We start from the raw sequence: 22,960 nt of genomic DNA, 5'->3' as shown, positions 1-22,960 counted from the left end.
GTATAACTATTTATTAATCAGAAGTTTATTTCTGTAAACCTATGGTTGCACATCATTAGAAACTTATAAAGCAACTTTATGGGACAAAGTGAAAAATCAGGAAATTTTTTTTTCTCTTCTCTATTGCTTTTCGGATTCCTATACTTCTGGTCGTTTACCAATTGTAACTGAACCTGTAATCCCACCTCTAGAGGTAGGAATGTTTTGGGTGTGAGGATGATCGAGGGAAAGTGAGTGTACGCTTAACGCTTCCATCTCCTTATTTATTTTGTATTCATCAATCTCTATTTCAATTTTCATTTCTACATCGGACTGATTTGAAGGGGTTAGGTTAAGAAATATAGTTGTTATATTTCTTGCATTAGTCTCAATATTTTGAACTTTAACTTCCATATTTATAAACATTAGTGATTAGAGAATTACATTAAGCTATAATAAAAGTTTAATATATTCATTTCAGTCTGAAAAATTTAATAGTTTGTCTTATTTATTTTACTTTAGACATTAATGTAAAAGGTAATCTATACTTACATTTCTTTTAACAGCTTTGTTGCTTTTCTTCCATAGAACCCTTGGTTTTGTCTTAAAACCTGTAAGAGTGATACAGTATCTTTAGTTTTGTTAGACTTTAAGTACAGCAAAGCCAAATACCATTGAGCCCGGCTTACATACTCATTCGGCGTAGCTTGAATTACTTGCTTAAGGGACTGCTCAGCTTTGAGTAGCTGCTGAGTTTCCAGATAACTCAACCCTAGATAGAACTGGCAACTTACATCTTGGGGAGTAAGACTTAAACACGACTCAAATGCTTTTGTCGCCAGTTTATAGTTACCTTCTTCATATGCTTGCAAGGCTTGTTGCTGGGTATTCTGCGTAGATCCATTTCGTTGCACGGAAGCAATCATATAAGGCTCGTAATACTTGGCAAAAAGCTGTTCGGGTTTGTGTTGGTTGCGCCAAAACAGGTACACAAAGCAGCCCACCAGCAGGCAAGCAGCTATACCACCAAGCCAGTAATACCAGGTACGGTTTACCGGTTCTGGGTTTAGCGAAAAAACTTTTTCCTCTTTGGCGGCTAGCTGTTCTTCCAGAATAGCAAAGCGCTGCTTTAGGTTCTGGTCTATACCTTGTTCAACACTCGAAAGCAGCTGTAGGTGCAGAACATCCTTCTGGAATTCCTCGTCTAATTCTTTTTCCAAACTTAGGCGAATATCCCGTTGCAGGTCTACTTCCTGGGCAAAGGTAGCATCCTGCTGTAATTTCTGGTTAAACCAGGTCTGATCTTCCAGGGATAGAGTTCCGCTCAAGTAATCTTCCATCCATTGTTCTACCTGGGCTTTTTGTTCAACAGCTAGATGCCCCTGCAGGTAAGCATCAAGCTGTTGAATCTTTTCTTTTAAGGTCATGAGGAAACTAGTTTAACTTTCTTAAACAGCTTTAATGTTTACAATACTTTACTAGAATAAGGTTCTACTTCTTATTAGAAGGAAAAAGTTTATCCCGGATAGCTTTAATGCAGCGACATTTCTGATTTTTAACTACATCTTCGCTGTGGTAGCCTAACTGCTCAGCAATTTCCCGCATGGATAACTGCTCAAAATAATACAGCCGCAAAATGGACTTACACGGCTCAGGTAATTTCTCGTAGAATTCCATAGCAATTTTCTGAGTTTCTGTAAACTCAATCGTATCATCCGGGTCTCCCCACTTACCAGACTCACCCCATGCTTTACCTTCCTTATTCCTTTTTTGAAGCAGCTTGAAGGCCATATTACGACCAATAGCAAAAACAAAGACTTTTAAACAAGCGCTGTGAAGAATAAAATCTTCAGTTTTTAGTTTTTTTAAAATTACAATAATGGCATCCTGGTAGATGTCCGTGGCATCGTCTGCGGAAATACGAAACGTATTTTGCATCCACTTGATAAATTCTTGCCGGTTTTCCAGATAAAATTTATCCAGGTCTTCTGGGTCACCTTGTTCATAAACGTCGAACATGGTCTGGTTTGGTTTGGGTCGGGTTACAGTCATTAGTACCAATAATTAGTCGGAGGTAAGCAGTTAAAATGATCATAATAAAAAAATTTTAATACAGAGATTACCTTTTTTCATTATCAGGTACTAAGGTCATAATTAACCAAAAAATCTCTTACCAGCCATATACGGAACGTAGGAAAAAGGTTGCTTTAAAAATAAAATAAATAATTGACTTACAACAAGTTATGGAAAAATTATGCACTTTCAAAACTAAGGCTAAACAAGCCGGATTATTAGCAGTCCTGACTATCTTGGCCTGCCAGGTATCTGCTCAAAAAGTTTCGAACAAAAAAGTTTGGACAACCTACTATAAAACTCCGGTAGTGGCGCTTGCACCTAAATATACTTCCTACTCCATGGAGTATGATTATGGCGACATGGTAGTACCAGCTGGGGAAAGGCCCAAATTGCCAAGTTTGGAATACAAAAAAGCGGATGGTGACTTAACGCTAAAGGTGTGGGTAAAGAATGTTTATCCCTCCGAAAAACAAATGACGCAAGCAAATGTAGGTGGCCGACCCAGAGTTTATTACCAGGTAAGTTATAAAGCAGATTACGGTTATGAGGTTATAGATAAGACCACCGGGGATGAAGTTGCTACCTATAAAAGAGAAGATGGCACCTACAATACGCCGGCTTTTGGCAGTAAAACAGAATTAGATATTTACCTGAAAAATGCTTTGGTGAGTGACCTTACAAAATACTTGGTAAATAAAGTAAACAGCCGGGTAAGTTACGATTTAAGCCCGAATAAATTTAAAGTAAAGGTTGTAAGTAATATAATCGAAGGATCTGCACCGGCTTATCAGGAAATTAACAAAGTAACTAGTGATTTTACTACGCTTATTGCTGCACCCGACATAGATAAAGAAAAGCTGCGTCCAATAGCCGAAACTTGGGAAAGCCACCTTATGAAAGTGAATTGGACTGATAAGAAAAGCGAAATAAATAAGAAAGTTGGGAATGCTTTAATATACAACTTATGCGCCGCTTACCTGCTAATGGAAGAGTACCAAAAATTAGCTGAGATAGCCCAATTATCCGAAAGCAAGAACAAAGGGCTCTTATCTGATTTATCAGCTCCAGCCTTTGAAGTAGAGTTAAAATACCCTTGGCCAGGTTCCGTTCCTCCATCTGAAACAAATGATACGAAAACCAGAACCTTTTATTTCCCAAGATATGCCGACTTTGCTGAAGAAATAGCTAAGAAATGAAACTTAAAAAATACGGCAAATGCCGTATTTACTGGCCTAATTGAGCATAGTATATTGGGTAATAAAAAATATAGTCTATTTATAAATCAATTTAATATTTAAATAAATTAAAGGATATAATTATGTTGGTTAAAGCTTCTAATCTTAAAACTCTACACTGTTGCAAAGCATTTTGCAAGGTTCCTCCATCGCCTAAGCTGTTGCTTCAATTGTATGTAAGGTATAAAAGCTTGTTAGATACAGGCAGGCTGCCTAAAAACCTCACATTTGATGAATTCTTTAAGGTATGGAGTGCCAGTAGAAGAAGTGAGAACTATGTTGGCTTAGATGATGGTAAAACAACCAGTGCTTCCAAAAAAGAACTTCAACTTATTGAACGGCCTACAAAAGCATTAGAGGGGATTATTAATACAATAGTGCTTTTGGTAGATTTTGAAGACAGACCTCATAGCCCTAACAAACCTGTTTCTTACTATAAAGAAATGCTTTTTGGTGATTTAGATGTTTTCCCTACAGGTAGTATGGCAGAATATTATCGGCGGATTAGCAACTATAGTGCTGATGAAAATAAGGGAATAGATATAAAAGGAGAGGTACATGGTTGGATTCGGCTTCCTCATCTAAGTAGTTACTATACCAATGATTCATCCGGAATGGGAGATTATCCTAACAATGCTCAAGGAATGGCAGAAGATGCAGTGCGTGTCGCATTGGCACAGGGTGTAGACTTTACAGGCTTTGATGCTTTGGATGAAGGGATGGTAACAGCACTTTTCATTATTCATGCCGGTAGGGGAGCTGAAGAAACAGGTGATACGGAAGATTTCTGGAGCCTGAAATGGGTAGTGCCCAAAGCTATTAAAGTTGGAGAAAACTTAAAAGTTAGAACCTTCTTAACAGTTCCGGAAGATTGCCAAATGGGCGTATGTGCCCACGAATGGGGACATTTAGCAGCCCGATGGGCCGATTTTTACGATACCGGACAATCGCAAGCTAGCAGATCAAATGGCCTGGGTAGTTATTGTTTAATGGCTTCTGGATCCTGGAATAATAGTGGTATTACCCCTAGTTTACCTAATGGAATGTTACGAATGTTCCATAATTGGATTGCTCCTATGGAAGTTACTGATAGTCAGAATGACATTGTTTTGAAACCTGCCTCTGAAGGAGGAAGCATTGTGATGATTAAAAATCCATCCATAATGACTAACCCTGCTGAATATGTTTTTGTAGAGTATCGCCGCCGAAGTAAGCAAGATACATTTTTGCCAGATGAAGGACTAGCTATCTATACGGTTGATGAGACAATTGATAATGTAAATGATGAGAATAACCTCGCCGTAGAAATTATTCAAGCTGATAATCGGCGAGACTTAGCAAAGATTTTTGGACAGGGAAATAGGGGCGATGGCGACGATCTTTATCCTAGTGTAATAAACGGAGTGGAGAACAGAAGCCTAGGTGAAAATACACAACCACCTTTAAACCTAAATGGAAAATGGACGGGAATAACTATTAACGTTAAGGGAAACCCCGGTGATCCGGAAATGAGGATTGATGTAACTATTACCCCCGAAGTAGTTGCTTAGATACTTCAAAAATATTGGAGATGACTTTAAAGCATAGCGTTCCAAGTGCACCTAACCAAAGTATTATACAAGGTCAAATTCTCAAAATTGAAAAAGGCCCTGAAGGTATTGGAAATGCCTGGAGTGTAAAAGTAGAAGTAACTCAGGATGTAAGTGGGTATGCAAACTTCGCCAATCGCTACTTAGGAAAAGAAATAACTATTTTGGTGCATCCAGAAATGAAGAAAGCTTTCCATATACAGGATAAAATAAAAGCAAGTATTTTCTTCCAGGGTGATGAGAGAGGCGGGTCGTTTTTTCTTATTGGTGATAAAGTAGAAATGATTTAAGTTCTTTCGATCTGTGTCAAATTAATTATTATACATCAGGTATAAACAAATAGTATATGAGTAACATAATAGAGTATTATTTACCAGAAAAAGTATTTAAGTTAACAATCAAGTACTTTATAAAAGAAGAACTTACTATAAGAGAAGATAGGGCAGATACAAAAATACTAGAGTGTTATATACAAGATGATATTGCTTTAGATCTCTTATTACTTCCTGAATTTAATAAAAAATGTACTTACGATTATAGTAAGTTCAAAAGCTTTTGGTATCAAACCACTTTTACGGTATGTTATGATGAAAATGGAGCTGGATTACTACAATCTATAAATACGGAAAGTAATCCTATACTGAAGGATGTTATTAAAGGTACGGTAGACTTTGCATCATCTTTATTGAAACTAGGCATAGGAATACCTTTGGCAGCCCCGCCAGTTGAAGAGCAACCAACAGAAATGGTGGAAACAAGGGAACGAACAATATCAATTGTTCATACAATTAGAACAGCTGAAATGCTAATTGCTCCTGATAAAAGTTTTTACTATAAAATTATTAACTCCCCTTTCAATCAGAAGAATAATGTAAAGTTCCCAGATGTTGAATTGATAATTAAACCTTATGGTATGTCAAAGGTGGTAGAATGGCAGGATCAAGCTATAAAAGATTCAACCAAAATTTTTTACAGAGACCCTGTTTTATGTAATGTAAGAGTGTTAATAAGAAATAATAGCTCAATTAATGAGCAAGAAGTGATTAATGAATATGATTATTTTCCACAATTTGGAGAGTTAAATACGATAATGCTTACTAAAGGTAACATGCTAAATAAAACTGGTAATGTGATTGAGTTTAGCAAAAATACTGGTGGTTTACAAAAAATTGGTTTAACAACTGAAAGCCACATAAAAGAAACAGTAGAAAACTCAAATTCTACTGTGGGTACTATAAGCAAGCTTGTTTCAGATATTAAAGCAAATAAGGAACTTGGCGAACAAGATAAAAAAGCCAAAGTGGGAGATACAGAAACTAAACTAAGAATTGAGCAAGAAAAAGAAATTGAAGAGTTGAAGAAACTGAAAGAGCTTTTAGAACTAAGAGCGGAAGTTTCCAAATTACAAGGTATAACTTTATAAATATCTAAATTTTAAACTTGAGGTAGTCCAATTATAAAAAATATTAAAAATACCTTCTAAAATTTAAAAACGACTAGTATGGCGCCAATGAATATAGATAATATCATTAGATATGTATGTGCGACGTTAATCTATAGCAATATTTTCTTATTTCCTTTAAGTGGCTTTTGTCAAACTGATCCTAAAGCAGCAGAACCAGAAGAGCCAAAAGGAGAAGAACCATTTAAAGAGGTACAAATTGATCTAAAAGGAAATTATTTTAGAGGTACTTTACCCTTCGATGAACCTTTTATAATAAAGGGTGAAAAATCAGCCAATTTTATAAAAATTGTAACAAAGTATTTAGAAGCAAAGGAAATAAAAGATTTTTGTACAATAATAGACACAACAAAAGTATTCGGGAGTATGGGTTGCACTGATAAAGCAAGTTGTTGGACGAATGTTAATTATTGGCAAAATAATGAAAATCTGATTGTGCCTAAAGAAAATGAAAATGACAATTTTTCTATAATGGTTGATGAACTTAAGCCTAATAGATTTTATAAATTTTACTTTGGTTTTCAAAGGAAGCTTTCAAAAAACGAAAGAGATGCAGTAAAAGAACTTGTAAGAACCAATCTGCAAAAAGATATAAGTTCTGTTGGTAAAAAAGTAGATTTCGTTTTTTCAAATAAGCAAATAGATGATATAATTAATAATACCGAAGAAAGTCTATCTAACTTCATAAGGCCTTTAAAAATAGATTTTAAGAAAGAGAATAGACAGAAGCAGTCTTTTGATGCTAATTTGGCTCAAACAATAAAAGATATTGCTTATAATTTGTTTAATATAAATAGTAATTCTAAGGAAGACTTTATAAGGAATTCTGAAGCTTTAAAAATTCATCAAAGGAATTTGCCAAAGAAAGGGCTACCTGAGTTTATTCATTTAAAATTAGAAGATCTTACAAATAGAACTCTAGATGAAAAACTTTTGAATAGTAAAGATCTGAATTTATTTATTAATGATTATGAAGTTTTTTTGAATGAGTTATCAATGTTTAGCAAACGAAATAGGAAGAACTTGTCAACTTCAACCTCCCAAACAATTAATAAGATAACAAGTGTTTTACCGAATTTAATAAGAATTGCAAAAGATTATAGCGCCCTAAGTAATCAAGGAGTAGAATTGCTTAATCAAGAGGCAGAAAGGCTTGTATCCACTATATCAGATATTATAATTCTAGAATCTATTGTTTCAGGAAATAGTATAGGAAATTTTCAAGCCAGAGCTAAATACTATTTTAGTGCAGATTTAGGTGTAGCTGTTTTACCCCAAATAAATAAGGCTTCCCCTTATTTAGGTACAAATATTTACTTTGCTCCTGTTAATAAAGAAAAACCTTTAAAATGGAATAATCCATGTAAAATTTCATTTGAAGAATGGAGCAGAAATTTTGGTAGAAGAGCGTCCATACTAATTGGAATTTCAATGACAAGCCTTGCTGAACCTGAACAAAGAACGGATTTGATTGGAAGTTTTAATTTGTTAACTGGGGGCGGGATACGTATTGCTGATGCTGTTAGAATTAATGGTGGAGTTATATGGTATGAAAAAATGAATGCTAACCCTTTAATGTCAAATTCTAGGATCAAAGCTTCTCCTTTTGCTTCATTATCTTTTGATATAGATGTTAGAACTGTATTTAACAAACTTTTTAACACTGTTCCTGAAATCCAGAATAATTTTATAAATTAAAACCAAATTAAAATGGCAATTCAAGTTTCAAATTTAACAGCAACTCCTAGCTCAGTTTCTTTACCTAAATCAATAAAATTAGATTTTATGATTACGGCAGAAAAAGGCACTCCAGTAAAAATTATTTATCAAATTAGGCCCCATATTGATGTTGCGTTTGTACGAAATGGTATAAAAACTAAACAAATAACTCAATTAGTTAAATTAGGAAGTTCTTCTCAAAATTTTCATGAGAAGGTTGATCTTGTAATGATAGATTCTAATCTGGATTTCTCAGAAATGCCGTTGCAGGTTAGAGCAGAAAATACATTAGATTTATCAAGTGATACGGAGAGCTGTAGAATTATTTTTAAAAGATCGCTTGATGCTAAGATTGTTTGAAATTAAAGTACTATTTTTTTGAATTTTGTCAATTAAAAATGTTTTATGCTACTAGTTCTGCTTTTGAGCTTTTTCTTATGGTTAATGCTTGTCAAGGATTGTGGTTTGTTATTATTTACCAATAAAATAAAATATGTTTTTTAAGTGTTTATTCCATCAATGGTGATAAAAGCGTTATTAGGATTAATTATCAGTACAAAGAATGTATGAAGGTCTCCCATGAGTGTATAACAAAAGTTATGATTTTTTTTAGGGAGCAGTTTATTTAAGTACTCTAGAAAATGTAATATTGAGAGATTATATATCTAAGTATAAAATCTCTAGTAAAAAACAAAAAGACACAATCAGTAATAATTAAGTTGAACAGCATTTAATTTATAATCACAAGTACGGAATCCAATTACTATATTTATAATTAGGTATTTAAAATGATGAAAAGAATTAAATTTAGTTATAAGTGGTTGTGGGTAATTTTTGCTTTATTCTTTTCCTGTAAAGAAGAGCCGGAAGTAACTCCAATTAAGGAAATTATTCAATTAGAAATTTATGATGAAGACGGTAAATTAATTGAGAATGGTAAAAGTAGTATAAAAGCCAATGGAACTACCAAGATTAAACTTGTAGCTTCAATTGAAAAGGGTGTAGATGAAGGTAATCGCACAATTAAATTTAAAACCTCAGCTGGTCTATTTGATGTAGAAACCGAAAATAAAACGGAGAAAACAGTTTACGCAACCCTTGATAATCTAAATGTTGAAAAGCTCACAGCTTCTACTTATCTTACATTGGGTACAACATCGGGTAAATATGTTATTTCTGCTAGTATTAATTCTAAATCTGATTATAAGGTAGAGAAGGAGTTAGAGGTTCTACCACTAGGCAATATTGATAATATTACGAAATTCGAGATAGAAGATTTTGCTAATCTTAATGGTAAAGTAAAGGCAGATGGTACAACAAAGATTAGACTTATTGCCTTTGTGCCAAAGAATGCAACCGAGACCAATCGCATAGTAGAGTTTAATACGTCGGCGGGTACATTTGAAGTAGCGGCAGAATCTAAAAATAAGAAAGAAGTTTTAGCAACGCGGCAAAATGAAACTGATGAGATGTTTACGGCATCTACTTATCTTACTCTAGGTACTACATCTGGTAAGTATATTATTACTGCCAACATAAAAGACAAGCCAGATTATAAAGTAGAACAGGTAATAGAAGTTTTACCATTAAGTACTAACGAAAGCTTTATACAGTTTAGGATAGAAAATTTTGATAACCTTAATGGTAAATTAAAAGCAGATGGTCTAACAAAGGTTAAGCTAATTGCATCTGTTCCAAAACAATCCGGGGAAGCTAATCGTACAGTTGAGTTTAACACATCGGCTGGTACCTTTGATGTTGCTGGTGAAAATAAAAAAAATAAAGAAATTTATGCCACACTAGTAAATGAGAATGATGCTACGTTTACAGCAACTACGTTTTTAACATTAGATACTACTCCTGGAAATTATATTATTTCAGCTAATATAAAGAATCAAGCAAGTTATAAGGTAGAACAAATTTTGAATGTGTTGCCTTTATCAGTTAATGATATACTCAATATATCCTTTGAGCCTAATGCTACAATTAGAGCTGACGGTTTAACTACCTTTAAAGTTATTTCTACATTAACTAATACTCCAGCTAAATCAGTAATAATCACTACAAGTGCAGGAGAAATACAAGATAGTGAAACACCTAACAGTAAAACTCTAGAGGTAAGCCAGGAAGGTAGGGCTGAAGCAAATATTCAGGTTGGTACTGAAGTTAAGAATTATTTGATCACAGCTAAGTTGCCCAATTCTTCTACTTCTTTAACAAAGACAATTGCATTAGAAAGAGCTTACCCCGATAACATGATCATTGAGCCTGCCTCAACTATAATAGACCCAAGCGGTAATGCTGTTTCTATAGATATTTATCTCAAAAGAGAAAGAGGTAAGGTAAGTGAAGGAACCAGCCTGAACAGTATAAAGGCATATCAACAACCTACAGCCCAAGAAAATGTCTCAGTTGGTCGTTTTACAGGTGTTAGTAATACTTCAGATAGTAATGGTAAACTAACAGTACAATTTGCTGCTGATTCGGGTAACCTGATTAAGGACAAACCTATAATTATTGAAGTTAGTTCTAGAAAAGATGATGGAACTTTGATAGTTGAAAATGTTAATTTAAAAATTAAAGAGTAAAAGTTGAATTTCAATATTTATATGTTCCCAAATCCTTCAAAAGTCTATAGGTATAAATGAAAAGATTTTTGGAGGATTGACAATGTAATTTAATTAAAGATTACGTTGTTAAATCTTTTCATTTTTTCATACTTTGATCATTTATTTCAAAAGTACTTATAATGTATCCAAATTATCTTAGTTGAAATTATGTACGAGCAGTTTGGTGGTTTGGTAGATAATACAACCCAAACAGTAACTTTTAAATTGTTTATTCCGGATGGGGAACGAGCCCCGCATCAATATGCTGGAGGAGGTTTGCCACGGATAAGACAAGTGTACGTTGTGGGTAGCTTTCAAGATCCGAACCATAATAAGTGGGATTTGAACGCGCCTATACTCATGAACAGTTCGGATTATATTGATGATAAAGATGTTCTTCAGGGATTACTCTATTCTTATACATCGGGTCAATTACCGCCAGGATTTTATGAGTATAAATACTTGGTTGAATTTGAAAATGCGCCTTCCCGTTTAATTTCTGATCCGTGTGCGCGGTATGGTGGCACCGAAAATCAAAATTCGGCCTTTGTAATAGGCGGGCAAACGGAAATTGTACAAGCTTTAAAATCACCCAGGTTGCCTTATCAAGAGTTGATTGTTTACGAGTTAATGATTGATGATTTTACGGCTAACTATAAAACTTTAGACGAAGCACCGTTTGAGGCTATTGTTCGAAAATTGGATGAGTTAGTAGATTTAGGAATAAACGCCATTGAATTTATGCCCTGGACTGCTTGGGCCTATGCGGATAGTCCGGGTAAGGATTTCAGTTGGGGTTATAATCCCGTACAATACTTTTCGGTAGCCTATAAATATGTAAATAACGGTTCTAACGAAACCAATAAGCTGGTCTATCTTAAGCGGTTGATAAATGAATGCCATAAAAGGGGTATTCATGTTATAATGGATGGGGTATTTAATCATGCGGATGCTTTACTTCCTAGCTTGGGATTCCCCTATTATTGGTTATATCAAGATCCAGCAGATTCTCCTTATGTAGGAAACTTTGAGCAGGCCGCTTTCTTTAAAGATTTGGATTATGCTAACAGATGTACTTTGGAGTATATCCGTGATGCCTGTATTTATTGGATAGATACATTTAAGATTGATGGCATCCGATTAGATAATACTTTAGGTATTTACCGTCCGGGAAACCGGGGAGTGGGATTACCAAAGCTTCTTTCTGAACTACGTGGCCATCTTTCCAGAACGGGAAATAAGAACTTTTCTTGTATACTGGAACACAGCTGGGATTATGCCGCTATTGATGTTACTAATAAAGTAGGTGCTACCAGTTGCTGGCTGGATAATTTCCGGAGTAACAGTATGTCTTATCTGGGTGACCGGCCTCAGGGATTTCCGCAGATAGAACCATCTATCATGCGTATGCTCCATGAGGGTAAAGATTTTGATCCAGGCAGAGGGCCTACTACGTACATCGAAAATCATGATCACCGACGGTTTGCCTTAAAGGCAGGTGGCCGCCAATATTGGTATTTAACCCAACCTTATGTAATTGCTTTGTTTACATGTGCCGGCACCCCTCTTATTTACAATGCGCAGGAATACGGCGAAGATAATGACATGCCCGAAGATGGCCATGGACGGGTTGTTCCCCGGCCTTTGGATTGGAACAAATATGCCACTGAACCAAGCCCCCAAATATTTCAACTTTATAAAAAGTTAATAAAAATCAGAAAAGATCACCCGGGTCTTACTTCTTTAAATTTCTATCCAAATAATTGGGAAGATGGCTGGGCCTTACCTAACCCTCAGGGATTTGGTATTCATCGAGACAAAAATGTTGTAGTATATCACCGTTGGGGAGAAGACAAGCACAACAGGTTAGAAAGGTTTTATGTTGGATTAAACTTTTCTGATCAAACGCAATCAGTAACCTTCGAAGTACCTGATCAGGGTCCTTGGGAAGATTTACTGACTGGTACTATGGTCAGAGCCAATAATGGATTGCTTCATGTAGATATGGCTTCTAATTGGGGTTTTATTTACTACAAAAAGTATTAAGATTAAATATTCGTTTACATGCTATTTAAGCAAAATAGTTGTAAGCAAATTAAGTAATATCCAAAAATTTAGGAATACAGAATTTTTATTTTCTTTAGTTTAAATGAATAATCAAATTATCTTGATTATTCATTTAAACTAAATTGCAACAAGCTTATTATTTAAAATTTAGATTATATATGTTTAACTATTTAACATCAAAAAAATGAAAGAAGAAACTCAACAATCAACTACTGGTGAAGAATTAATCGAGGAAGATGTACCCTTTGAATTTGAGTACGATAAGGTGAAAGGTAAACCAGTATCTATTAAGATGAAGTTCAAATTTAAGAAGAAAGAACTTGAGGATCTAATAAAGGCATTCGATCCACATAAAAGAGGGCCTTTTAACCATACAAAAGACATACCTTCTTCTTATTTTCGTCAAGTTGATAATGCAACTGTTACATTAATTCATTAACAAGGATCCTAAATAAAACACCTAATAAAAGGAAAATATTCTAAGTATGATTTTTCTTTTATAGGTATTTTATTTAAAGTATTTCAACCATTAGTTTCTAAATAAGAACTATCCTGTATCAGTCGCAGATGTTTCTTTTAAAAATTTATCGCTTAGAAGACTCTTAAATTCAATTTATAATTCTATTTACAACGAAAGAAAATAAAGAGGCAAACTAATTTCAACTATTCAGATATGTTAATGGAAGAAATATTATCATATTTACATTTCTTCCATTAACATATCTGCTTTTTTTCCATAGAAGCCATGATCGCGACTTAATTCCTGTAATAGTAATCTAGCATCTTTGGATTTGTTATTTATCAGGTATACCAATGCTAAATACCATTGAGCTCGGGTGGTGTACTCATTCGGTGTAGCTTGAATTACTTGTTTAAGGGTTTGCTCGGCTTTTGGTAGTTGCTGAGTTTCCAAGTAACTTAAACCAAGATAAAATCGGCAATCTATATCCTGAGGAGTAAGGCTTAAGCACGACTCAAATGCTTTTGCTGCCAGCTGATAATCACCTTCCTCATACGCTTGCATGGCTTGTTGCTGTGTATTTTGCGCAGATCCATTCCGTTGTACGGAAGCAATCATATATGGCTCGTAATATTTGGCATAAAGCTGTTCGGGTTTATGTTGGTTTTGCCAAAACAGGTAAACAAAGAAACCTAAAATTAAACAGGCAGCTACTCCAGATAACCAGTAATACAGGGAGCGGTTTACGGGCTTTGATTGTAGCGGAATAACTTTTTCCTCTTTGGCGGCCAGCTGTTCTTCCAAAAGAACAAAACGGTTTTTTAAGTTTTGATCTATCTCGGTAGTGGTACTGGCCAACAAATCCTTGTACAAGCTCGTTTGCTGGAATTCTTGATTCATTGCTTTTTCCAAACCCAGCCGAATATCCCGTTGCAAATTTACTTCTTGGGCAAAGGCGGTATCCTGTTGTAGTTTCTGGTTGAACCAGGCCTGATCTTCTAAGGATAGCGTTCCGCTCAGGTAATCGTCCATCCATTGTTCTACCTGGGCTTCTTGTTCAGCGGATAGATTCCCCTGAAGGTAGGCATCTATCCGCTGAATCTTTTCTTTTGAGGTCATGAGAAACTAGTTTAACTTTCTTAAACCGTTATAATATGAAACTTTTTGGTATTTAATTATTTAATCAATTGCCCGCTTCTTACCGGGTAATTAATAATTTATCTCGTATTGTTTTCAAACAACGACATTTCTGATTTTTAGCCACATCTTCGCTTTTATATCCTAATTCATCAGCTATCTCTTGCATAGAGAATTCATCAAAATAGTACATACGCAAAATTGACTTACAGGGCTCAGGTAACTTTTCATATATGGCCATTATTATATCCTGAAGTTCTGTTAAATCAGCTGTGTTATCTTGTGCTCCATTTCGAGCAATCTCATTCAACGCTTTTTCTTCTTTTGCGCGCTTAATAATTTTTTTTAAAGCAATGTTACGTCCAATACCAAAAACAAAAGTTTTTAGACTGGAACCATTCTCGGTAAGCTTATCAGTTACCAAAATTTTGTATAACACACCATGAGCATCTTGATAGATGTCGATGGCCTCAGCAGAGGAAAGTCGGAACGTATTTTCCATCCACTTTACAAATTGCTGCCGATGGGTAAAGTAAAATTTATCCAGGGGTTTCAGGTCCCCTCGTCGAAAGGCGGCGATGAGGGCAATGTCTTCTTCGGGTCTGCGCTTCATTAGTACCAATAATTAGTCGGAGGTAAGCTGTTAAATAAATCATATTAAAAAATTTAAAATAGAGATTACCTTTTTTCATAATCAGGTACTAAGGTCAAAATCAACCCAAAAATCTCTTATAGGCGCTATACGAGAATTAGCCACTGGGTTGCTAAAATATACAAATAAATTTCTAATAATTAAATATTTACGCAATGATGAACAGATGAAATGCCTTGCAAAGTTAAGCCTTTACCTCACTATGGTTGCTAACCGCAGGTTTAACCATTTAAATCTTCCCAGCTTCTGCTTAATAGATAGCAGATGAAGTATTTCAGATTGGCTCTGTTGTACCTAATAGATCAGAAGTTTCATAGAATTCTCAATTCGTTTATTCAAATCTTGACCGGGAGTTTAACAACTGATATATATACTTCGATAATATTTGAATTGTAAAAGAGAAAATCTGCTTACTAGGCGAGCAAATCCGAGATGTTGTAACGCTCATTGCCTGTGGTCTGCACAATCTTAGAGTGGTTCATAGAAAATTATCGAAATAAGGTCTATCACAAACTAGATAAATGTAAAGAATTGAACACAACTAATACCTGTATAAACTCTTTATGCATTTATATATTCAGCTTTCAAATTGATTTGTTTATGAATATACTAAGTAAGTCAAGACATGAAAAATTTGTTTATCTGAGGCAAATTGAGTAAAGATGGAGATTATTGATGTGTCTTTAGTTTCTTTTAATAGCATTTTAATTTTAAAAAATAAAAACAACAGTTTGTCTTTCTCACAAAAATAAAAACTTTAAAATATAAAAATTCCGTCCTAATTAACATTAGCTTTTATGAAATATAAAATGATAAGTTATAGCTTCCATAAATTGACATTAGTAATTTTGATACTTTTTCTGCATATTTCTAATGTCTTTGGTTTTAAACCAAAGACACATGTTTGGATAGCGCAACAAGTATTAAATGATGTATTATTAGATGGTAAGCTAACCATAAATGGTCGTGATTATGAGGTGTCTAAAAGAATAGTGGATGCATTAAGGGCTCATGCATCAACTTATAGGATGGGCCATGTCGGGCCTGATGCTTTTCCTGATATTCTTGTAGGACAAACAGTTGTACATCCAGGACGAAAAGGTGGTTGGCAAACTGACGATTGGTTGCAATGGTCGGTACGTGAAGCAGGAGATGATCCTGCCCATATAGCCTACGCATTAGGCATGTTGGGTCATGCAGCAGGTGATATCTGGGCACATAGCTATGTAAACATGTACGCAGGTGATGCTTTCTCTTTAATTGATGGAGAGACAGATGTTGAGGTAAGACATATTGCAGTTGAAACTTTCATTGATAAGTATACTCCCGCACTTCGAGATCATAATGGCCATACCTTAGGGTCTGTACAAGATAATATAGCTGCTCCAGTTGGATTTCTTTCAAAACACCTCATTTTAGCTAGCGATCCTTCTCGGGAGTACCAAAATTCAAATACAGGAGTACACTTAGTTGCAATGAGAAAAGTATGGAATGCAATTTATAAAGCTCAGAAAGCATCAGAAGGTGCTGGCAGTGATGTTCAAAAATTAATACTTAAGTTAGAAAATGAAGTAATTGAAATTACTAGGAAGGCAAATGACCTTGTTGGACCTATTGCACAAGCAAAGCAACAATTAGTTATAGCTAATGCAGCATTAGAACAACATGAACGACTTATAGATGCACAGAAAAAAATAATTGAGGAACAAAATAGAATTATTAGACAGTCTGAACAGATTATAATAGAGGCTGGGGAATTATCAGCTAATCTTCCTGGAAAAATTGCAAACGTACAAAATGAGATTGTGGGTGTTCAACGTAGTATCGCGCTGACTCCGTCAAAACTTTCAAAAAAAGTATGTGATGTGGTTACTAAAAAGTTACCTTGGCCATTTAATAAAATTGTTGAAGAAACTGTTTGTAAAGTTGTGGATATTGTCAATCCCGCTTATGAGAATTTAGTAAACCTAATTTCAGATTTAGAAAAACAAAAAAATACTCTTACAGCTTCTCTCCAAGCAGCTACATTAAGAAAAAGTACAGCTATTGCTGCTAAGGCAGCTGCTACAACTGCTTTGGCAGCAGCTTCTGTTGAGTTAGCACGACTAGAGGCTATTAAGAAGTCAAATAACGCAGGGCGTGAACTTGCAAAGCAAGCAAAAGAAGCACTTGATAAATTAGAAAAGGCTCAAAAGGACTTGTTTGATCAAGTAGTTGCCTTAAAAGGCAAAATAGACGAATATCGGGTACTTCTTAGTCAAGAATTGAACCCTGTATCTTTAGCATTAAAGCATTGGGAAGGTGATCTAATAAAAGCTATTGATGCTTACGAAAATGCTAATTTTGCTGTTATGAAAGCAATTCTGACCTCAGAAAACCCATTAACTCCTTTACAACAATGGGTTGACTGTTGGGCACCGGTATTTATGGCAGTTCCAAAGGAGGTTCCAGGAACTGCATGTGTAATTAAACATGGTATTGAGGAAATACGCAGCTTGCGTTCTAAATTACGCAAAGCACTTGGGCCTGGAGGGTGGCTTATTGATCCCGCTGGTATGACTGAGGACATACTTGTTAAGGAACTTACACCTGCATTGGAGGATGCAACTATCCAAATAGCTATGCTTATTGATGGTAATTTAGGAGCATTAATTAAAATGCATATTGATGGCATTTCTGACCAACAACTTAATGCTGTATTTAGTAATGATGCAACTAATAAACAGCTTCTACTAATTCCAGATGTTGCTAATAGATTATTAGCAGATATGCGCGTACATGAAGGAAGTTTTAATACAGAGTCCTTTGCACCCGCATATAATGCTGTTATTTTAGCTAAACTTAGTTTATTAGATGCAAACGCTCTTAACTCAATAGCTAAAGAGTTAGGAATTAAATTCCCAACAAGATATGGTACTTCATTATACGAGGGTAATATTGCTTCTAATGTATTATTTGGTGTTGTTAGGTCCATTGATGGTAATCATCAATGGCAGGCTTATGCCCCCGCTTTTCCTAGAAGCCGCCCAAATGGAGATGGATATGAATTAGAAGATCGGCGTTACGGGTATTCTTTTGATAAAGATGGCTCTAGCAAAGGAATGAGATTCTATTCATATAATAAAACAGAATCCCGAGCATTTGCAAAATTATTTACAGGGCCATTATCTCCTGCATTAGAAACACCTGACAATTTTGGATTCTCAAATATTCTGCCTAAATGGTATGTAGCAGGAACTGTTAAGAATCCTTTCCCTAAAACTCCTTCAAAAGGAAGATTTAATAGTATATTTAGAAGTATATTCTAAATATGTTTGCGATCAAGATCAAAGTTTGTTTATACTTCAATATCTATGAAAAATAAACAAACTTTGATGAACTACTAATCTTTGAATTCACCCGGTATATTAGATGTTATTACGATAAAACTTAGTAAAGGGGTATATAATGAATTAAAGAGGCGCTGGTGTAATTAATGGATTGGGCAATTTCTTCTAAACTTAGATTAAGATAGTAATATTTTTTAGAATTACCTGACAAGTTTCGTCTAATTGATCAATGGCTTTTCCGAACTGTTCTTCCAGCAGCATTTCAAATTCTTCGGGCAGGTAATCCGGCACCTCGATGTATTCGTCTATATCAACAATTTTACTAATATTTGGTTTGCGCTTTTTAAGTAAATACAACCACTTTTTACGGGCCACGGAATACACGTACGTGGACGGGACACAAGTAAGTACAAAGTCCGGCTGTAACAGTTTTCGAAACAAAACAATAGCTGCTTCTTGCAATAAATCCTGAGCATCTTCCTGATGCCCGTGATTGAGATAAACAAACCGCATGAGAGAAGGTAAAGATTTACGATACATTTTTTCGTAGGCTTTCGCATCTCTTTTTCGGAGGTCTTCGGTTAGTTCTTCATTTGACTTTTTACTTTCTGGGTCCACATTATTGTTACTTTACGTCATAAACTATTTTTACTTGGCTACTACGTATTTATACCAACTTGGGCGTATTTTTTACTTTATTTTTTAGGTACTGCAAGGTTATTATTCTGGGGAATTTACAGGAGCCAAAAGCCGCTATGTTAGTTAATCAGAAGAATCAGTCTAATTACTCAGGATAGTTAATTTTAATACTGTAAAATTATTATTGCTGTGATCCCAAGAGATTAAGTGTTAGCAACGCCCTCCCAATAATTATATGAGAATATTTATTAAATTTTCAAATAATTATCTGTGGCTCTAACCTGGTTGTATGTATCCAAATAAACCCTTTAATGCTTATATCTATTACTCTGAAAAAGACGGAACTACTTTTGTTCAAAACTTGCGAGAGAAACTAGTGCAGGATGAAAGGAGTTCCCATTTAAGGTTTTGGAAAGTCAGATATGGAAATCATAGCGGGGAAGGAGAATATAGTGATAACCCAGATGATTGGCCGCGTACAAATTTACCTTACGCTTTAAGTAAAATAGAGTGTTTAATATTAATAATTACACCTGAATTTCTTAAGTCTAGTTATGCTCAATTAGCTTGGCAATTTGCAAAAGAAATAGGATTACCTTATTTTCTGGTTAAAGGCAGCTCGGAAATAGGTATTAATAACAATTGGCGTTTTAATGAGGCAGATGAATTTATCTTCGATGTAGATAGTAATTGGGAGCTATTTATTTCTACTTTGTGCATTAAATGTCATGTAATACCTCCTGTTTTAATGGCTCCCGCTATGCCAAATGGGTATGTACATCGTCCCAAGATTTATGAATCCATAAGATCCTTAATACTCTCTTCTAAAGGTAAACGCGAGGCCTTGCCAATTGCTTTAGTGGGAGCAGAAGGTAATGGGAAAACTAGTTTAGCTATAGCCTTGTGTCATGATGAATCCATAAAAAAATGCTTTCCGGATGGTATTTTGTGGGTTACATTAAAGGAGACTAAAGATGAGTTATCTGTACTCACGGAGCTTTACTCGACTATGACGGGAAAAGAACAGGTACTATCTGAACTGGTATATGGAAGTAGAGATGTGGCTCAATTATTAGAAGAAGGAGATTACTTCCTGGTAATTGATAATGTAAAGGCATATCAGCAGGCAGCTCCTTTTTTAAAAGATTATTTACATTCTCAGGTTTTTCCTAGGTTTGATTTGAATACAGTAAGGCTAATAACTACATCCAGTGATAGAGTAGTCCATGATACGAATGCTGTTGCTTTTAATATAGAAGGGTTGGAGTATGCAGAAGCAAGGCAGGTTTTAAAAGAAGATAAAGAATTAAATTTTAAAGAGAGAAATAGTAAGGAGCAATTAATTAAAGCTGCCCGGTCCAATCCCTTGTTACTACGGTTGCTACAACAGGCCTACTTAAACACAACAGATAACTCAAACTTTTATTCTGAAATTTTAAAACTATTTCTTAAATATCAAGATGAGTCAATTTTAAACAATCCTGTATCAAACAGCTTTAAAGCCAATGATGACGCCATTGTAAAATGTGTAATCCAGAATAGTCTTAACGCCTTAACACCCTATCAACAAAACCTGTGTTTTGCTTTAGGTACTTTATTTGAAAATGAGGGTATACCGCTGCAAATTATAAGCAACCTATGGGGTACTCATATCGCTGAAACGGAAATAGAACTGCAGCAATTAACTAAATATGCTTTGCTTTCCTATCATCAAGGCTTTATAACTATTCATCCAACGTTATTTAGTTATTACCAAAATACCTTAGGGGATAACGCTCTCAATTACCATCAGAATTTAATTTCGGCTTGGTCAGATCCGTATAATTTACCGGAAGAATATGCCTGGCGGTTTTATATAGACCATTTATTAAAAGCAGGAGAGAGTACCAGAGCATACGCCTTGCTCTCAAATTTTAAATGGTTGAAATGTAAACTTTTGAATACCAGTACCCAGGCTTTACTGGAGGATTTCCAACGTTTCCCGGGTCGGGCACATGCAACCGACCTGATTTATAAAGCCCTCCTGCTGACTAAGGAAATACTAAATATTGACAAAACAAACGTGGCTTTGCAGCTACACCAACGTCTACGAAATCACTTAAACGAGTTACCTAGTAGCTTTTTAGTAGCATTAAATGAAGAATTAACTAACAGCTTTTGTATTCCTATTGACACTCCTTACTACCGGATTGGAAGTTTAATAAATAATTATAGACAACCGGATATAATAGAGGATATGCTGATTTGGAAAGATTATATAATAATAGGCTTGTACAGCGGGGTTATAAAGGTAATAAGTAAAATAGATGGTAAAACGTTAATTTCACTGGTGCAAAAAGAAGGACCTGTCCTGCATATGGCAACTAAGGATGACCTTTTGGCTTGTGGGGGATGTTACCATGATTCATCTAATGGGGGATATATAAGTGCCTGGGACTTAAACACAGGTAGTTTGCTTTACACTTCTGGTAATAAAATGGGGGTAGTTACTAATCTGGTAATTGCCGGGGATATGTTGATTAGCGGTTGCAATGATGAAAACCAACCCTTGCGAAGTTGGAATTTATATACTGGGGAGGCTTTACACGTTTTTGCAGAACATACGGGAAGTGTAACCAGCCTGGTTGTTTCGGGAAATATTTTAATAAGTGGTAGCTATAATGGCTCTATTAAATCCTGGTCTTTAACTACCGGGAAAGTGGTGCATTTTTTCTCAGGTCACTCCGAAATGGTTACCTGTTTGGCGGTGGAAGGCAAAATTGTAGTAAGTGGTAGTAGAGACAGAACCCTAAAAAGTTGGGATTTACTTACCGGTCAAAATCTATACACCTACACAGGCCATAATCGTCCTATTATCAGTTTAACCATTGCTGATGATATTATTGTTAGCAGTGGGTGGGATCATAGAATTATAAGCTGGGACTTGTACAAAGGTAAAGAGCTGCGTTCATTTTATAGCCGTAGTGTAAATAGTTTAATAGTAACCGGAAAGAAATTGATCACCGGAGGGGGAGAAGGGTTAAAAACCTGGGAACTACATACTGGCAAACCGCTTTATGATTATTCGAGTTTCTATGTGCCTAGTTCTGGCTCTTTCAAGCACCTAACTTTAATAGAAAATATTATTGTAAGTAGTGGGCAAGAAGGGGATCATTCTATAAAATTTTGGGAATTAAACCCGAAGGTAAGCGAGCAAAAAGCCGGAAAATATGTTAATGATATAGCAGATGATGATTTCCTAAATACACTAGAATTTGTAAAAGAAAAAGATCCTGCTCATGCCGAAAAACTTACTGATTTATTAGTATTGGAAAATGTAGCTATTAGCAGTAGCCATGATACCAGACTAATTAGTTGGGATTTACTTACTGGTAAGCCATTACATATCTTTACTGGCCACGCTACTAGTGTATCCTGCTTTTGTAAAAAAGGCAATATTCTAATCAGTGGCAGTGGCTATCATAACAATCATGCATTAGAGATGGAGGGGCATGATGTTTCAGTGAGAAGCTGGGAGCTTTCTACAGGCAAGCCACTGCACGTCTTTAGAGGGCATACCAGAACCATAACTTGTTTAGGAATTTCGGGTGATGTTGCATTAAGCGGTAGCGGAGATTCGACCATCAGAAGCTGGGACCTAAAAGAAGGTAAGCCTTTACATTGTTTTAGGGGGCATAATGGATCAATTACCTCTTTGATATTAGAAGATAATCTTATCATAAGCAGCAGTGATGATCGTACCATTAGGTTTTGGAATCTGGGTAATGGTAAAGCAATTGCTTGTATCCATACAGATGAACCAATGATGAAGTTAACCTATAATGGTGCTGACAGTATTCTTATTGGATATGGAGATAAAGGAGGTAAATATTCTTTCCGGATAAACACTGCTTTAAAATCAAAGTTACTTGAATAGAAATATTTAAAATTTCATGTAAGCCTGTTCATTGAAGGAATATTGAACAATCCAGTTTACATTTTCAATAACATACACTTTATAAAAAGCA

At 35.2% G+C, this 22,960-nt stretch carries 17 protein-coding genes; 11 read left to right on the top strand and 6 right to left on the bottom strand.

Annotated features, from left to right (window positions below):
• Nucleotides 1-138: 138 nt before the first annotated feature.
• The 3 genes from HUW48_RS21980 to HUW48_RS21970 all read right to left on the bottom strand — a co-directional run bounded on the left by HUW48_RS21980 (nt 139) and on the right by HUW48_RS21970 (nt 2,031).
• Entirely contained in the window at nt 139-393 is a 255-nt protein-coding gene (locus HUW48_RS21980) for a hypothetical protein (RefSeq protein WP_182412973.1), read from the bottom strand.
• Nucleotides 394-527: 134 nt separating this feature from the next.
• Nucleotides 528-1,406, bottom strand: a complete 879-nt coding sequence (locus HUW48_RS21975) for a tetratricopeptide repeat protein (RefSeq protein ID WP_182412972.1) — start codon at nt 1,404-1,406, stop codon at nt 528-530.
• Nucleotides 1,407-1,470: 64 nt separating this feature from the next.
• Complete coding sequence (locus HUW48_RS21970) at nt 1,471-2,031, bottom strand: RNA polymerase sigma factor (RefSeq protein WP_182412971.1); 561 nt, start codon at nt 2,029-2,031, stop codon at nt 1,471-1,473.
• 191 nt (nt 2,032-2,222) lie between these two features.
• Between HUW48_RS21970 and HUW48_RS21965 the strand changes: the two genes are divergently transcribed.
• The 9 genes from HUW48_RS21965 to HUW48_RS21925 all read left to right on the top strand — a co-directional run bounded on the left by HUW48_RS21965 (nt 2,223) and on the right by HUW48_RS21925 (nt 13,175).
• The gene (locus HUW48_RS21965) at nt 2,223-3,251 is read left to right on the top strand and encodes a hypothetical protein (RefSeq protein ID WP_182412970.1); all 1,029 of its coding nucleotides are present in this window, start codon (nt 2,223-2,225) and stop codon (nt 3,249-3,251) included.
• A gap of 122 nt (nt 3,252-3,373) precedes the next feature.
• Nucleotides 3,374-4,840, top strand: a complete 1,467-nt coding sequence (locus HUW48_RS21960; RefSeq protein ID WP_220463957.1) for a M6 family metalloprotease domain-containing protein — start codon at nt 3,374-3,376, stop codon at nt 4,838-4,840.
• 20 nt (nt 4,841-4,860) lie between these two features.
• Nucleotides 4,861-5,169 carry a hypothetical protein gene (locus HUW48_RS21955; protein ID WP_182412969.1) on the top strand — a complete coding sequence of 103 codons (309 nt, stop codon included), beginning with the start codon at nt 4,861-4,863 and terminating at the stop codon, nt 5,167-5,169.
• Nucleotides 5,170-5,225: 56 nt separating this feature from the next.
• Complete coding sequence (locus tag HUW48_RS21950; RefSeq protein ID WP_182412968.1) at nt 5,226-6,302, top strand: hypothetical protein; 1,077 nt, start codon at nt 5,226-5,228, stop codon at nt 6,300-6,302.
• A 78-nt stretch (nt 6,303-6,380) separates the two neighbouring features.
• The gene (locus tag HUW48_RS21945; RefSeq protein WP_182412967.1) at nt 6,381-8,039 is read left to right on the top strand and encodes a hypothetical protein; all 1,659 of its coding nucleotides are present in this window, start codon (nt 6,381-6,383) and stop codon (nt 8,037-8,039) included.
• A 12-nt stretch (nt 8,040-8,051) separates the two neighbouring features.
• Nucleotides 8,052-8,420 carry a hypothetical protein gene (locus tag HUW48_RS21940; RefSeq protein ID WP_182412966.1) on the top strand — a complete coding sequence of 123 codons (369 nt, stop codon included), beginning with the start codon at nt 8,052-8,054 and terminating at the stop codon, nt 8,418-8,420.
• Between the two features lie 428 nt (nt 8,421-8,848).
• Nucleotides 8,849-10,648: a hypothetical protein gene (locus HUW48_RS21935; RefSeq protein WP_182412965.1), complete on the top strand. Its 1,800-nt coding sequence runs from the start codon at nt 8,849-8,851 to the stop codon at nt 10,646-10,648.
• A 189-nt stretch (nt 10,649-10,837) separates the two neighbouring features.
• Nucleotides 10,838-12,715 carry an alpha-amylase family glycosyl hydrolase gene (locus tag HUW48_RS21930; RefSeq protein WP_182412964.1) on the top strand — a complete coding sequence of 626 codons (1,878 nt, stop codon included), beginning with the start codon at nt 10,838-10,840 and terminating at the stop codon, nt 12,713-12,715.
• A gap of 205 nt (nt 12,716-12,920) precedes the next feature.
• Nucleotides 12,921-13,175, top strand: a complete 255-nt coding sequence (locus HUW48_RS21925) for a hypothetical protein (protein ID WP_182412963.1) — start codon at nt 12,921-12,923, stop codon at nt 13,173-13,175.
• Nucleotides 13,176-13,436: 261 nt separating this feature from the next.
• On the opposite strand, the gene HUW48_RS21920 is transcribed toward HUW48_RS21925, so the two are convergent.
• Complete coding sequence (locus HUW48_RS21920) at nt 13,437-14,315, bottom strand: tetratricopeptide repeat protein (RefSeq protein ID WP_182412962.1); 879 nt, start codon at nt 14,313-14,315, stop codon at nt 13,437-13,439.
• Nucleotides 14,316-14,394: 79 nt separating this feature from the next.
• Nucleotides 14,395-14,946 (bottom strand): RNA polymerase sigma factor, encoded by a 552-nt coding sequence (locus tag HUW48_RS21915; RefSeq protein WP_182412961.1) that lies wholly within the window; start codon nt 14,944-14,946, stop codon nt 14,395-14,397.
• Nucleotides 14,947-15,782: 836 nt separating this feature from the next.
• Between HUW48_RS21915 and HUW48_RS21910 the strand changes: the two genes are divergently transcribed.
• Nucleotides 15,783-18,293: a hypothetical protein gene (locus tag HUW48_RS21910; protein WP_182412960.1), complete on the top strand. Its 2,511-nt coding sequence runs from the start codon at nt 15,783-15,785 to the stop codon at nt 18,291-18,293.
• A 192-nt stretch (nt 18,294-18,485) separates the two neighbouring features.
• On the opposite strand, the gene HUW48_RS21905 is transcribed toward HUW48_RS21910, so the two are convergent.
• The gene (locus HUW48_RS21905; protein ID WP_182412959.1) at nt 18,486-18,932 is read right to left on the bottom strand and encodes an RNA polymerase sigma factor; all 447 of its coding nucleotides are present in this window, start codon (nt 18,930-18,932) and stop codon (nt 18,486-18,488) included.
• 310 nt (nt 18,933-19,242) lie between these two features.
• Between HUW48_RS21905 and HUW48_RS21900 the strand changes: the two genes are divergently transcribed.
• Nucleotides 19,243-22,869: an NB-ARC domain-containing protein gene (locus tag HUW48_RS21900; RefSeq protein ID WP_182412958.1), complete on the top strand. Its 3,627-nt coding sequence runs from the start codon at nt 19,243-19,245 to the stop codon at nt 22,867-22,869.
• Nucleotides 22,870-22,960 lie beyond the last annotated feature (91 nt).

Origin of the sequence: Adhaeribacter radiodurans, from assembly GCF_014075995.1 — a bacterium.
In the GTDB taxonomy this organism is placed as follows: Bacteria; Bacteroidota; Bacteroidia; order Cytophagales; family Hymenobacteraceae; genus Adhaeribacter; species Adhaeribacter radiodurans.
This window is presented reverse-complemented; position numbering and strand designations above follow the sequence as displayed.

What these genes read in the sequence shown, in the direction of transcription:
- HUW48_RS21935 (WP_182412965.1), top strand. Translation starts at nt 8,849, where the DNA reads ATGATGAAAAGAATTAAATTTAGTTATAAGTGGTTGTGGGTAATTTTT.
- HUW48_RS21915 (WP_182412961.1), bottom strand. Translation starts at nt 14,946, where the DNA reads ATGAAGCGCAGACCCGAAGAAGACATTGCCCTCATCGCCGCCTTTCGA.
- HUW48_RS21960 (WP_220463957.1), top strand. Translation starts at nt 3,374, where the DNA reads ATGTTGGTTAAAGCTTCTAATCTTAAAACTCTACACTGTTGCAAAGCA.
- HUW48_RS21950 (WP_182412968.1), top strand. Translation starts at nt 5,226, where the DNA reads ATGAGTAACATAATAGAGTATTATTTACCAGAAAAAGTATTTAAGTTA.
- HUW48_RS21975 (WP_182412972.1), bottom strand. Translation starts at nt 1,406, where the DNA reads ATGACCTTAAAAGAAAAGATTCAACAGCTTGATGCTTACCTGCAGGGG.
- HUW48_RS21980 (WP_182412973.1), bottom strand. Translation starts at nt 393, where the DNA reads ATGGAAGTTAAAGTTCAAAATATTGAGACTAATGCAAGAAATATAACA.
- HUW48_RS21910 (WP_182412960.1), top strand. Translation starts at nt 15,783, where the DNA reads ATGAAATATAAAATGATAAGTTATAGCTTCCATAAATTGACATTAGTA.
- HUW48_RS21940 (WP_182412966.1), top strand. Translation starts at nt 8,052, where the DNA reads ATGGCAATTCAAGTTTCAAATTTAACAGCAACTCCTAGCTCAGTTTCT.
- HUW48_RS21900 (WP_182412958.1), top strand. Translation starts at nt 19,243, where the DNA reads ATGTATCCAAATAAACCCTTTAATGCTTATATCTATTACTCTGAAAAA.
- HUW48_RS21925 (WP_182412963.1), top strand. Translation starts at nt 12,921, where the DNA reads ATGAAAGAAGAAACTCAACAATCAACTACTGGTGAAGAATTAATCGAG.
- HUW48_RS21970 (WP_182412971.1), bottom strand. Translation starts at nt 2,031, where the DNA reads ATGACTGTAACCCGACCCAAACCAAACCAGACCATGTTCGACGTTTAT.
- HUW48_RS21920 (WP_182412962.1), bottom strand. Translation starts at nt 14,315, where the DNA reads ATGACCTCAAAAGAAAAGATTCAGCGGATAGATGCCTACCTTCAGGGG.
- HUW48_RS21930 (WP_182412964.1), top strand. Translation starts at nt 10,838, where the DNA reads ATGTACGAGCAGTTTGGTGGTTTGGTAGATAATACAACCCAAACAGTA.
- HUW48_RS21965 (WP_182412970.1), top strand. Translation starts at nt 2,223, where the DNA reads ATGGAAAAATTATGCACTTTCAAAACTAAGGCTAAACAAGCCGGATTA.
- HUW48_RS21945 (WP_182412967.1), top strand. Translation starts at nt 6,381, where the DNA reads ATGGCGCCAATGAATATAGATAATATCATTAGATATGTATGTGCGACG.
- HUW48_RS21955 (WP_182412969.1), top strand. Translation starts at nt 4,861, where the DNA reads ATGACTTTAAAGCATAGCGTTCCAAGTGCACCTAACCAAAGTATTATA.